9 protein-coding genes and 1 pseudogene are annotated in these 13,288 nt (G+C 32.1%); 1 reads left to right on the top strand and 9 read right to left on the bottom strand.

Annotated elements, in window-relative coordinates; translation table 11 throughout:
- Positions 1-30: 30 nt before the first annotated feature.
- The 5 genes and pseudogenes from HLK68_RS14860 to HLK68_RS12375 form a co-directional block, all read right to left on the bottom strand.
- Positions 31-561, bottom strand: a pseudogene (locus HLK68_RS14860) (iron-containing alcohol dehydrogenase); the annotation flags it as partial.
- Between the two features lie 86 nt (positions 562-647).
- Positions 648-1,595, bottom strand: a complete 948-nt coding sequence (locus tag HLK68_RS12390; protein ID WP_055165602.1) for an alpha/beta hydrolase — start codon at positions 1,593-1,595, stop codon at positions 648-650.
- A gap of 206 nt (positions 1,596-1,801) precedes the next feature.
- The gene (locus HLK68_RS12385) at positions 1,802-2,899 is read right to left on the bottom strand and encodes an aldo/keto reductase (RefSeq protein ID WP_055165605.1); all 1,098 of its coding nucleotides are present in this window, start codon (positions 2,897-2,899) and stop codon (positions 1,802-1,804) included.
- A gap of 128 nt (positions 2,900-3,027) precedes the next feature.
- Positions 3,028-4,299: a hypothetical protein gene (locus HLK68_RS12380; RefSeq protein ID WP_055165608.1), complete on the bottom strand. Its 1,272-nt coding sequence runs from the start codon at positions 4,297-4,299 to the stop codon at positions 3,028-3,030.
- A 36-nt stretch (positions 4,300-4,335) separates the two neighbouring features.
- Complete coding sequence (locus tag HLK68_RS12375) at positions 4,336-6,789, bottom strand: DEAD/DEAH box helicase family protein (protein ID WP_129821453.1); 2,454 nt, start codon at positions 6,787-6,789, stop codon at positions 4,336-4,338.
- Between the two features lie 114 nt (positions 6,790-6,903).
- Here HLK68_RS12375 and HLK68_RS12370 point away from each other — a divergent pair, with 114 nt between their 5' ends.
- The gene (locus tag HLK68_RS12370) at positions 6,904-7,212 is read left to right on the top strand and encodes a nucleoside triphosphate pyrophosphohydrolase (RefSeq protein ID WP_055165936.1); all 309 of its coding nucleotides are present in this window, start codon (positions 6,904-6,906) and stop codon (positions 7,210-7,212) included.
- A 246-nt stretch (positions 7,213-7,458) separates the two neighbouring features.
- Here the strand turns inward: HLK68_RS12370 and HLK68_RS12365 are convergent, their stop codons facing one another.
- The 4 genes from HLK68_RS12365 to HLK68_RS12350 form a co-directional block, all read right to left on the bottom strand.
- The gene (locus tag HLK68_RS12365) at positions 7,459-9,231 is read right to left on the bottom strand and encodes an AIPR family protein (protein WP_055165933.1); all 1,773 of its coding nucleotides are present in this window, start codon (positions 9,229-9,231) and stop codon (positions 7,459-7,461) included.
- 361 nt (positions 9,232-9,592) lie between these two features.
- Positions 9,593-10,330: a hypothetical protein gene (locus tag HLK68_RS12360; RefSeq protein WP_006785102.1), complete on the bottom strand. Its 738-nt coding sequence runs from the start codon at positions 10,328-10,330 to the stop codon at positions 9,593-9,595.
- Positions 10,320-11,168, bottom strand: coding sequence for a hypothetical protein (locus HLK68_RS12355; protein ID WP_055165930.1), 849 nt, complete (start codon positions 11,166-11,168; stop codon positions 10,320-10,322). The genes HLK68_RS12360 and HLK68_RS12355 overlap by 11 nt, the downstream gene beginning before the upstream one ends.
- Positions 11,169-11,170: 2 nt before the next feature.
- On the bottom strand, positions 11,171-13,045 hold the full coding sequence (locus HLK68_RS12350; RefSeq protein WP_132942728.1) for a hypothetical protein: 1,875 nt from the start codon (positions 13,043-13,045) through the stop codon (positions 11,171-11,173).
- Positions 13,046-13,288 lie beyond the last annotated feature (243 nt).

The raw sequence follows: 13,288 nt of genomic DNA, 5'->3' as shown, positions 1-13,288 counted from the left end.
AAGTGTTAAGGTATAGTTTGGATTTAAGATTGAGAATTTCGGATTAACATTTTCACCAAAGACATGACCAATCTTTAGTTTTTGTTCATGATTTGTAATAACAGTTCCACCATTCATTTCAGAACCTGTTCCAACCATTGTTAAAACGCATCCAACCGGTACGATTTCACAGCTCACATCTTCAAAACGGATAAAGTATTTATCCCATGGATCTTCATCACAGTGAATCGAAACCGAGACCGCTTTGGCATAGTCACATACTGAACCCCCACCGACAGCTAAAATTAAATCTATTTTATGATCTCTTGCGATGGCTACACCCTCGCGAAGTTTTTAAATCGTTGGATTTGGCATAACCCCTGGTATTTCTGCAATATTTTTTCCACTATCCTTTAAAATATTAATGACCTCATCATAAATACCATTTTTCTTAATTGATCCACCACCGTAGACAAGTAAAATATTTGAACCATAGTTCTCAAGCTCAGTACTTAGATTATGAAGTGATTGATCTCCAAAATACAGTTTGGTTGGGTTACAATATGTAAAGTTTCCTAACATTATTTCTCCTTCTTTCTTTTTAAATTTGATGAGCGACTCATCAATTGAAATCTATTCTAATTATTATCTTCGTTGTTTTGGTGAATTTATTTCAAATTTGTCTTAAAAAATTTTTCTAACTTATCAAATGGAATTCGATCGACTCGATCATATAAATCAATATGTTCAGCATCTTTTACGGCATAGAGTTCTTTTGGCTCTAAGGCTTTCTCATAGATCATTTCTGAGAAGAATTTAGAATGTGCACAATCTCCGATCACTAATAGAATTGGTCTTGGAGAAATTTCATGAACAAAGGCTGTTAAATCGGCATTTAAGAAAGCTAAATCACTGGTTGTCGTAAAGCCACCTCTTGCGTTTGGATGGTGCCCTCTTTTAGTGGCATAGAATCTAAACCATTCTGCCGTCGACTCTTGCAGATTTGCTGGTACGACCTCTAAGGCTTCTTCTGGGAAAAATGGAATGTATTCTGGATATCCTTTCTCATAATCTTCCCATCTCTTCAACGATAATTTTTGCTTCGTCTCTTCTAATTGCTGCTTATCTAACAGATCACGTACTGCTGATGTCATGACATACATACTGCAGGTTGCAATTGCTTTAATTCTAGTATCGATCTGTGCAGCAGATAACGCAAATCCACCTGATCCACAGATTCCAATGGCACCGATCTTTTCACGGTCCACATACGAAAGTTTAGTTCCAAGAAAATCGACTGCTGCGCTGAAATTTTCGGTGAAAATTTCAGGTGATGAAACATTTCTAGGTTCTCCAGCTGATTCTCCCATAAAGGATTGATCGAAAGTTAGCACAACAAATCCTCTCTTTGCTAGTTCATTGGCATACACACAAGGGCCTTGTTCTTTGACACCACCATAAGGAGCTCCAACGATCAGAGCTGGATGTTTCTTGCTTAAATCAAGGTTTTTCGCTTTATAAACATCTGCAGCAATCGCTAGACCATAACGATTATTGTATCTAACGTGCTCTCTTTCAACTTGTTCACTTAATTTTGCAATATAATGACAGGCCATTAGTGATTCCTCCTACTTTTCTATCCAATCATCGCTATCAACAACTTAAATGATCAGAGACTTAACAGGGTGATTAGTTAATTCACATCTCAGTATTTGGATGACTCTATGATTACTATAACACTTAAAGTTAACTCTAAGACAAGAGGTGTTTTTAAAATAAATAAAAAAATCAAGCCGTCTCATTACGACCTGATTTTCTCGATTTAATCTTCAAATGTTTTAGTGATTTCTTTTAGGTATTGAATGATTGGGAGATGTTGTGGGCACATGCGCTCACACTTTTTACAACCAATACAGTCTGATGCTTTGCCATGTGTTTGGGTGTAATTAAGATAAGCTTCTTTTTGCGTGGTATCACTGTTATAAAGTATGAAATACGATGGAATGGCAATCTTTTTCGGGCATCCTTCCACACAATACTGACAATTCGTACAGGGGATAAAGTCTTGGTTTTGAATGATTTGAGTGGCAGTCTCAACAATTTTAAATTCTTCCTCATTAAAGGGCACGAAGTTTTGCATGTAGGCTGTGTTATCTAATAATTGTTCCAGATTTGACATCCCACTTAGTACCATCATCACGTTAGGAAGACTTGCCGCATATCTAATAGCCCATGATGCCACCGAATTCTGTGGATTAACTCCTTTAAACAACGCTTCAACCGGTTTTGGAACTTGGGCCAATGTCCCACCTTTAATCGGTTCCATGACAATAATGTCTTTTTGATGTTTAAGCGCGACCTCAAAACATTTACGTGATTGAATCTGTTCATCTTCCCAATCGAGATAATTGATTTGGAGCTGGACAAAGTCCATTTCCGGATGAGCCGTTAAAATTTCATCGAGCACGTCAGCCGTATCATGAAAGGAAAACCCGACTTTCTTAATTTGTCCCGCTTCTTTTTTACGTTGAACAAAGGTAAAGGCATCTAGTTTCTTACAAATGGCATAGTTTTCAACATTTAGGCAGTGCAACAAATAATAATCAAAATAATCAACGCCGATTTTTTTAAGTTGCTCGTTAAAGATACGCTCTAAATCTTCTTCAACTTTTAAAAACATGGTTGGCATCTTCGTTGCCACTGTATATGAATCACGTGGATGACGCTCAACCAGCGTCTTTTTCAAAATGCTCTCGCTCATATAACGATGATACATGTACGCCGTATCAAAATACGTAAATCCACGATTTAAAAAGATATCCACCATTTCATTGATTTGCTCATAATCAACGTTCGTGATATCTCCCTCCCCTAAAACCGGTAACCTCATAAACCCAAACCCTAATTTTTTGGTAGTCATATTGTTTTCCCCCTATGAAACTTTATTAATAACATTATTCAGATATGCAATTCAATGATTCTTCGTCTTCAAGATAAAATAATATTAATTCAGCTATTAAAATAATTTATTAGAAAACTGATAAAAAACTAAATCCCTCCCAATGTATCAAAGGCCATTAATACTTTTGATTTGAACTCCTTTTCAAATTTTTTACTTTTATCAAGTTTTATTGCCTCTTCACTTTCCCATAGATAAGTGATCTTTATTCCCGGACAAATATTTAACTTATCATAATTTTTACTAAGGATTTTTTCTTGGACAGTGTCCATTTCTTCTTTTAACATATTCTGACTTTCAATTAGCTTATTAAAAAATTCCCCAAACTCTGAACGTTTAATTTGTTTGAGAGTTTTATATTCTTTTTTCCAATAAGTTAAATATTCCGATAGATTAAGATTCCCCTTAAACCATAATAAGTTACTAGAGCGATAGGAAATGTGAAAATTAGGTTCTACTTTAAATCCCTGTTCTTGTAACTTTAGGAGGCCATCAATATTCAATTTTTCATAGACTTCTTTAGAAGAATTCATTGTGTCACCAGCGTATAACCATAAATTTATTGTCCAACTTGATTGGTGGGCATTTGCATCTAAAGAAATCTGCTTAATGGTGTTTTTCCCACTCTCTATATAGTGTCGCCATCCTTTGTGATATTTCACGGTAGTATCTTTATGACATAAGTTACTCGATTCCATAATAGCTATACAACGTTTATTTAATAAATAGATATTTCCTTTACATAAATCAAAATTGGTATAAGGATTAAGCCAATGGTATTCATTATCTACATATTCAATAAAATTTTCTATCATTATGTACTCTAAACCATTGACCATATTTTTTTGCAAGATGACATTTAACTTTGAAATAATAGCTCTCCAGGATAAGCAACAAGGCTCTTCAACTATGGTGATATCACTATCTTCTGGAATATTTGGATTTAACTGTCTAGTCCATATGTTTTCTTTTGAAGGTTTATTTTCAATAATAAATAGCCAAGATGGATTAGCAGTAATCACACCATCATATCTAGCCTGTCTAGTATCATTTTTTACTTTTACATTATCTTCTAACTTATCATCTGAAATAATAATTGAAATTAAAGTTCTTCCCTCTAGTAAAGGTGACGAAAATAAAGAATTATTACTTGATAATTGCGTATAAATATCCTCTACAAATAAATCTCCATCTATTATTGAATCAACGTTTATCTCTTTCATCTCATTTTTTATTAATTCAAAAAAAATCACTTGAATTAAGGGAATATTTTTAACTAGAATAAGAAAATTTCTGGTGAGTTCATCTTCGTGACTATTTAATTTATTTCGATATGGATTAAATAAATTTAGGTGATTCATGATTATATCCTTCCCCCTACATTGTATACTGATTAATTATGTCTTTCTTGAATAATCGTCTAATCTATTTTTATAAAACTCCTGTTTTCTAAATTCTAGTGCATCTTTAACTTGTTTAATAAAACTTGTGTTAGTAATTAAAGCTTCCAATTCTTTATTTAAATACATGTAATCTTCGTCTGATGTAAAGAAATCTGATTCAGATTGGCATAAATATTTGACAGCTGTATTTCGTGCTAGTTTGATGTATTCTTTACTTCTCCAGGTTTGATAGTCTTTTGTTCCCTTGTCACGTTTTAAGTCTACTCCATTTGATCCTTGTTGATAGAATGATTTAAATGAGTGGAATAAATCGTCATTTGTAATCGATAGCTTCAACTTATTGTTTTGGATAAAGGCTAGAATGGTTGGGATTTTATATGTTTTGGACATAGCAGTTTTCTCGATCATATTGATAAATGAAGCAGCATCAGACTCAATCCACATTAATTCTTCTTCAGTTAATTCATTTTGATTTTTTAAAAATTTAAGGTAGTCTTTGAAAATATTGAGTTTTGACTGAGATTTCATTTTGATGTATAGGTCTTCATCCATATAAGTAAATAATTCAACACGACTTGGACGGTATCCTAAATCAGCTTTAATTCGTTGGTACTCCTCTTTAATATAATCTTGAAGTTTCATTGAAGATTGATCCATTTTTTCAAATAAATTGATGAGTTGATAGTCAAAGTCGATGCTACAATCTTCAGGAATTAACTCTTCTTGATGAATAACGTCTATTGTTTTAGTAAAGTCTGTTTTAGTTGCTCCTGCAATCAGATAGGGGGTGAAGTTTGCTTTTTTATAGTTTCCAATAAAGTCGAGCACATTTAGGTACTTTTTATCTTTCGATTTTCGAAGTCCACGACCTAATTGTTGTAGAAAAATGGTTGGAGATTCAGTCGGACGTAGCATCAACACCATATCAATGGCCGCAATATCAAGGCCTTCATTGAACATATCAACCGAGAAAATCACTTGTATGTCACCTTTAACTAATTGACTTAAAGCCTCATTTCTCTCCATGGAAAATGGTCCCCCCTCTCCACTGTAGACCGCACATGCTTTCACACCATTTGCGACGAAAAATTGTGCCATAAAGTCAGCATGACGTTTACTTGAACAAAATCCCATCGCACGTTTTGAAATATATTTCCGGTAATGACTGAGTACCAATTCTCCTCGCTTGTTGATTGCGAGTGCTTCTTCCAAAGACTTGGATTGATATTTTCCATTTTGATACGTGACCTCATCATAATTCACCGTATCATCATAGATTCCATAATATCTAAAGGGCACTAACCACCCTTGATTGATGGCTTTACGTAGTGGAGCTTCATAAACTAAGTTATAATCACAGACTGCAAGAACATCCTTATTATCTAACCGATCCGGTGTGGCTGTTAATCCAAGCAAGAATTTTGGTTTAAAGTAATTAATAATGTTTTGATAGTTGCCCGCTACTGCATGATGAAACTCATCAATGACGATATAATCGAAGTGGTCGGGAGCGAATACATTAGAGGCTAAAATGTCCATTTTTCCTAAGCTTTGAACCGACGCGAAAATGACGTCTTGTGTCGTATCTTTTTGATTTCCCATAAAATATCCAACTTCAGTTAAGTGACGAACATTCTTAAAACTTTTCGCTGCTTGCTTTAAGATTTCTTCGCGATGCGCAACAAATAACACGCGTTCAAATTCTTTCGAATCAAAGGCTGCTAAATACGTTTTTCCAATTCCCGTTGCAGCCACGACAAGCCCTTTATCAAAGCCTTCTTCACGTGTTCTCTTTAGGTGATACAAAGCTTCAATTTGTGCACCTCTTGGTTCAAATAAATTGGTATAGTTCGTAGATTCCGATTCTGCTGCGAGTTCTTGATTTACGACTTGAAATGGCGTGGTTGTATAAATCTTATTTTTCTTCCAATTCTTTGAATAAAAGTCGAGTTCAATATCGGTAATCAGAATTGAGTGATTATAAAATAAATCTTCGAATGTTTCATAATAATGATTGTAATCCTCTGGATAATCTTTTTGATTAACTTTAAAATTCCACTCTACCCCATCTGTCCAAGCAGATCTCGATAAATTTGACGATCCAATATACATTTCTTTTCCATCCTCATATTCAAAGAAATATGATTTGGCATGAAAACTACGTTTAGGATTAGGATCATTAAAGAAACGTAAATCCACGGAATCTCCTAATAAATCTTTAATTAAATATAAAGCTGAGGGTTGTGTAATATTCAGATAGTTTCCAGTTAAAATACGAATGGGAATCTTACGTTCCTTTAAAAGTTTAAGTTCTTCTACGATGAGTTTAACACCTGATTCCATCAAAAAGGAAACAATAATATCAACTTTCTTCGCTCGTTCAAAACTTTTTTTCATATGTTCATATAAGTAATCATCATAACCTGTTATACTTTTTACTGATTTCATCGATCATTCCCCTAATTTACAATATAAATATAGTGTATCATTATTTTCAAATTTTGACATTAATTAGTGTGAGCGACTATAATAAAATCATAAAAGGTAAAAAGGAGCAAAAATATGATTAAATATGATAAATTAGTCCGAGACTTAATTCCTGAAATTATTCAGGACAGTGGCAAACAAGCAGAAATTGAAATTGTCGATAACGAAATAGCATTTGAATACTTAGTGAAAAAGTTAGACGAAGAAGTCTCAGAATTCAAACAAGATAAAAACTTAGAAGAATTAGCGGATGTTATGGAAGTTTTATTCGGTTTAGCACATAAAATGGGATACACTGAAGAAGATTTACTAATGAAACGCCAACAAAAAAAATCCGCACGTGGCGGATTTGAGAGAAATATTGTCTTGAAGTCAACAAAGTAATTTTGATTTTAAAAACGAAAAATGCTCTTTCAGTCCTAGTATAAGAACCATAGAATTATCGTAGCCCAAAGTTAAAGAGTAATCTGAAGTTTGCTAAATTTAGATTACTCTTTTTATTATTTCGTATATAAAATAAAAAAATGAACTTTTGTAGAATACTCCAACCAGTTATCATACACTTCAAAATGTATATTGCATATGAAAATTGATTTTGAATAAAACTATTATAAAATAACATATATTTTGTTAACGTTTAAAAATTGACGCGTATTCCATTAATTCATCATAATTACGTGTTCTTGAAAATTCAGGAATAAAAGTTTTTCTTAAAATATCATCTTGATATTTTTTGTCTGTTTTAAAAAAATTACTAACACTAGTAACTTTTCCATTACGATATTGATTATCATATTCTTTTGCCAAAATATTAATTAATAGTTTAATCAAATCAGTCAATTTACTATCAATATCATCACTAGTATAGTTCGATAAGAGTGAATTATATGGAAAATCACGTGTAGTTAAAAGAGAATCATCATGTTTGAGTTCTTCGAGGGTTAGATCATTATTGACTAATTGATAAACAACACCAAATAATGAAAATAAAATTTGTTTACCATTTTTCAGAATAATTTGCTCTTCGACTTGTAATTCTCCCGGTTTTTTTAATTTATCGTTTATGTAAGTAAATCTTGTATTTAAATCAATTAAATCAACTAAAAATTTCTTCTTTTCATCAGATTTATGATAAGGTTGTTTAAATATTAAACTATAGTATTTATTGTTTGAAAACAATGAATTTTTAGAAGAGCGCGATGTTCCTGGTTTTTGATTTACAAATGACAGGATAATTTGAGCAAGTTCATCATTTTTAATTTTTGTATATGATGATGGAAGTTTTTTATCACCCCGTTTAATTTCCAAATCAATTTTATAGTCTTTTAGGAGTGCTTTTAAGCGTCTCATTTCAGGTGAATTAGATTTTAAATCTTTAGATTGTATTGGCTTTTGAGAATTAGTTGCCTCCGCGATTTTTGAAAAGAAGTTCTCATCATTTCCATCCAAATTTCTGACTATTTTACAAGGAATAAAAAATTCTTTTTCAGTGTTGGATTTCCCAATTAGATTTGTTGTTTGTCCTCCGTTTACAATTGAAAAATCATATAGTCTAATGTTATCTCCATCAAGTGAAAATTCATCACAAGCGATTGTTAGACCATTATTTAAAAACCAAAAGTTTTCACTATTGTTTCTAATTGTATCTGTTATACTATCATCCACTAATTTATTGCGAATATATTTTCTTATATTCAAATCAAATAATCCTTTATCTTTATATTTATTATATATTTTTGTCAATGATTTTGAACTAATATTAACAAAGATACCTTCCATATTCTCAGATTGATATGATAAAAAGTTTTTTGGTTTATCTAATTTTAATTTTGCTTCTGAAACTTTATTTATTATACTTTGAAATAACTCGATTCTTGTTTCAATGTCTTCTATAGCATTCAAGGTTATTTGTTCTATCATATGAGATTCGTTTGACATTATTTTTTCTATAACCTTATTTTTATTCAATGCAGATGAACAAGAGAATACAAACTCTATATTTCCTATATTTTCATCCGTTAGTCTGTCTAAGCTATCTTGTAAAACTTCTTTTAATCGATTATTATATGAACCAGTTTTTTGCAATTCAAAATCCTTGATAGTTCTTAGGACTTTATTAAATTCATTTAAAGATTCATTTACACTCATTTGTTTAACACACTTATTTTGTCCAATAATTATTTTTGAATTATCCTCATCGAAGTATACGAAGTCTATTCCCCCATCATTGGGTCCATCAGTAATACAAGATTTTATATCAACCCATTTACTACTGATGTCACTTCCATTAAAATAAAAATATTGTAAAATTAAAAAATTAAATGCTTGCTCTTCGCTTAATGATTCTCCAATTTTTTCGGAAAATTCAATTATTTTTTTTAGTTCATGTTTAATAATTTCCATATTCCCCTCCGTTTTTCCTTTTTATTACATATATTCTATATCCAAATGATATCAAGATCAAGTGAATATTATGATAACTATGTTTGAATACTGCCAAATAGTTAAGTTTAACAATTTTATAATTTTTTCTTCATATTTCAAGTGAGAGAAAATATGCTAAATAAATAGATTTATTAATTTATCTCTCATGTATTTCGTTTCATGAAATTATCGATCTAAAAATATTAGAATCTTTCAAGAAAAGGGAAAATAGTAGTCTAAATACATTATTACTTGGTATTAACATAAGTCATGCGACAATATTTGGACAAATACAACATACCGTTAAAAGTTTAAGTAGTAAAAAAATTTTCAGGATAATTTAACTCTTTTCATCCCAATACATCTCCAAATACTCAAAAAATAATGGTTCTAATTCTTTCTTACTCAGCATTGGGAACAAGATAACTGGATAACTTTTATTAAACTCAAATAGTACACGTCTTCCAACGCGCTCATCTTTTCCTAAATCATCGCGCCATGTAATTTTTTGCTTTAAGATAGCTGATAAGTCATACTCATCCACAATATCTAAAATATTGATCATAAATTCTCCATTGCGGAATACTGGATATTTTAACATGTAGTTAAACAGATCTAAATTATCAGCAATTAGACGGAAGTAGTGGTCATGGCGTGATGAATCTTTCACATGATCGACGACATACTGAGCACCAAGAATACATTTATAAATATAATTTTCCCAGTCAAATTTCTTTAGGACAACATTATTAAATTCTTTTATCCCGGATTTAACTTGAGGATAGTTTTCTAAAATATAGTCTCTTTTTGCCGTGCATAGGAACGAGTGCCAGAAACGTTCATCGAAATGTGTGTCACGATCAGTTTGCAAATAGTGATTTGCAATGACAGTAAATGCCTCGATGAATTTGTTTGCGCGTTCTGTTTCATCTGGTATATTGAGGTAGATCGGAAAGTCTGGAGCAGATTTTAAATCTATTACCTCATCACTTAAAAATTCTTCCATGCTATTAGTAAGGAAGGCATTGTAGAAGTCTTCGTTATTTTTATAACCTTTGTCTAATAAATTAATCTTCATTTTTATAAAGCCCCCTTACCGCAGTTGTAAACTTGTTTAAGATTTTATCTGAAATTTTAGAAATAACTTCATCCATATTTTCGGTATTCAACTCTGTTATCATCTTACTTTTCATCAAGTTATATAGTTTGAAGTCTAGTCCATCTTCAGGGTGTTCGATGTCTTCTAAGTAGACTTGATCATCTTCACCATATTTAATAATAAAGCGATAAAGTGCTTTTTGAAGTCCCATATAGATGTATGGATTATTTAAGGTTCCGCTCATACTTGAATCATTGAACTGGAACTCTTCGTGTTTATACTGAATAATAATTGTTTCACTACCTAAATCAATTGCGATTTCTGATTTTAAATCTGGATTTAGTTTCTTTTCAAATAGGTCAAATGGTTTAGTTGTACTTCCATCGAAGATGACACAGTTTGAGAATCCAAGAACAGAGTGTTTTGGTACTGTAATGTCTTCTTTTATGTCATCGTAAAAACTTGCTAAGTCTTCATTTGTTGCGAAATTCACATCCCCTACTGCTTGAATAAGTAGTTGGAGTGTTGTTCGCTTACTTAATGAGAGGCGTGTTTTAGCGATGATAACTTGATCTTCCTTTAAATTGACATCATAAAATTTGTTATCCTTTGATTGGATGACAAGAATAAGTTTTGCTTGTTTTGCTTGAATTAGCTTTTTGATAAAAGATGATTCAATTTCTGATTTCACATTGAATTGATAATGATCTGTGTTTTCTTGTAAATCGATATCTAAAATGAATTGGCATTGTTCGTATGAGTCTGATGTGTTTGTTAAGAGAGGGTATGGGAAATTCGCTTCTTTTTTATAAATCATGTCTACACCTCCACATAGTACACAAATTTCAGATTTTTGTTCAGATTATTATCAGATGATTGGAGTTTCAGCTGAGCTACCCCTTTAGTTAAGACAACATTTCTAATGATGTCGCCTTCGACTTTTAGTGATTTACTTGTGGTTAAATCGGTGATTTGTGTATAAGCGTCACGAAGCTTTAATTCATTAGGATATTCTTTCCCCATCCCATCAACAACAGCAAGTGAAACATCACAAGTCTTTACATTTTTTATCTCAGGGCTTTTTGAGAAATCAAAGCGTAGGATTTCAGCATTACCAATGATTGCACGTTGAACACGATCTGGTTGTGCTTGGTATTTTATTTTACCTTCATCCTCATCTTTAGCACGAGGTTTACGTTTTAGTGGTGGTTTTTGATCTTGCTCTTTCGCTTCTTTGTTTTTCGGTTTCTTCTTTGGAACATCTGTTTTAACCTTAACCACAGTTTGTTCTTTACTCCCTTTTTTCAACTTTACAGGTGAAGCTACTTTAGATAACTCTTGTTTAAACTGAGTTTCAACCACATATAAAATATCACCAGTATCAATCTTCCCATCCGTTGGATTGTTTTGTTTAATTGCCACCTCAATTACTTGACTAATTTCTTTGGTAATATTATTAATGAAACGTTTAGCATTTGATTGAAGTTTTGGATCTTTGATGTGATCAAAAGCTAACTGGGTATGTGATTCGTTTTCCAGTGACTTTAAATAAGCATCTTCTTTCGAAGATACCGGAATTAAAATTCCATTAAACGGTTTATTGACATGGCCACTAATTTTCTTATCCTCAATCTTCATGCCGATTGTTCGAATAATCCCAATGCGCCCTTTTGGAATAGATAAATCATATCTAAAATATAAGTTGAATTCATAGGTTTCTTTTTTATCCTTAATTGTAATACGTTGTGGTTCTAATTCTGTATACGTTTGATAATAATACGGTGTAAAGTTCAAATTTTTAGGTTCTACATGATCTGGATAATAGATTTGATTAGCCATGTATTGACCAATGGTTTGAATATTCAAGCACTTATCATTAATGTAGACTTGCAACTTGCCTTCTAAAATAGATAAGAAGAAACTATCACAAACGGCCTTTATAATTTCAATTTCATCACTGAACTCCGAACGTAAAAACGGTACAATAATTTTTAAACCACGCGTTTGTTTTTGGAATACCTCGTGGTAATGGTTTTCAAAGGGATAAAATTTACCATCCTGTATCTGTGTAAAATAACCTGTTGCACGATAACATTTCGAATTCATTTCGTGTTCAATTAATTGAATAGTTCCACCGAGGTGCTGATTCCCAAATTCATCACAGTTCGCAAAATACATTAGATACAAATCAGATGCTGCATTTGATGCAATTTTCCCGATTCCGTGAGAACCACCGCGTGCCTGCTCTGCTGACTCATCTGCTTCAATTGTGTGAACCCCTTTGTTATAGGCGTAAATGCTCCACGTGTCCTCATTAGAGTTGGTTTGCCCATTCTTTGCACCACGTAAGCCTTTTGTATTGCTGTCTTCAAAAGAAATATACTGAATGGTTTGAGTATGCAGCTTATTTTGCATGTGCGCAATTGTTTCTTTTGTATATCCATTACGCCCTTGTAAACTCAAAATGCGCTCTTTTACTTCATCTAATCCAGGAATATGTTCTTTATCAATGGTTCCAGTTTTAATAGTTACTGTAACAGGACCCTCAATTTCTTTTAACTTCCCATCCAATGAGTTTTGAATATTCTCACGAATTAACCCTGATATACCATTTTTATAAAATCGCTCCAATACAGGATGAAAAGTCGACTCTTCAATACGATCAACTGGTGTAAACTGCCAGTATTGTGTCATTTTTACCGCTCCCTATCCTAATTTTAATGTAAATTTATAGGTAAATATGTTTTTTATTGTCATAATTTTATTTTTACATATGTTGGGTTAGAGATCAACAGAGAATAATTGTTATTTTTAATTCTCTCGAGATAAAAAAACATCTTACGTATTTTCAAACATAAGATGTTCCACCATTTAAAACTGCTTAAAACGCCAGATTAGCATCTATTTTAATGGTAGTTCATCTTTGCTTTGAGTGTA

The organism is Turicibacter sanguinis, assembly GCF_013046825.1.
GTDB lineage: Bacteria > Bacillota_I > Bacilli_A > MOL361 > Turicibacteraceae > Turicibacter > Turicibacter sanguinis.
The sequence above is the reverse complement of the archived record's forward strand: the minus strand, read 5'-3'. Positions and strand labels throughout refer to the sequence as shown.

Coding starts and splice junctions, on each gene's coding strand:
- HLK68_RS12370 (WP_055165936.1), top strand. CDS start 6,904: ATGATTAAATATGATAAATTAGTCCGAGACTTAATTCCTGAAATTATT.
- HLK68_RS12360 (WP_006785102.1), bottom strand. CDS start 10,330: ATGAAGATTAATTTATTAGACAAAGGTTATAAAAATAACGAAGACTTC.
- HLK68_RS12365 (WP_055165933.1), bottom strand. CDS start 9,231: ATGGAAATTATTAAACATGAACTAAAAAAAATAATTGAATTTTCCGAA.
- HLK68_RS12355 (WP_055165930.1), bottom strand. CDS start 11,168: ATGATTTATAAAAAAGAAGCGAATTTCCCATACCCTCTCTTAACAAAC.
- HLK68_RS12390 (WP_055165602.1), bottom strand. CDS start 1,595: ATGGCCTGTCATTATATTGCAAAATTAAGTGAACAAGTTGAAAGAGAG.
- HLK68_RS12385 (WP_055165605.1), bottom strand. CDS start 2,899: ATGACTACCAAAAAATTAGGGTTTGGGTTTATGAGGTTACCGGTTTTA.
- HLK68_RS12380 (WP_055165608.1), bottom strand. CDS start 4,299: ATGAATCACCTAAATTTATTTAATCCATATCGAAATAAATTAAATAGT.
- HLK68_RS12350 (WP_132942728.1), bottom strand. CDS start 13,045: ATGACACAATACTGGCAGTTTACACCAGTTGATCGTATTGAAGAGTCG.
- HLK68_RS12375 (WP_129821453.1), bottom strand. CDS start 6,789: ATGAAATCAGTAAAAAGTATAACAGGTTATGATGATTACTTATATGAA.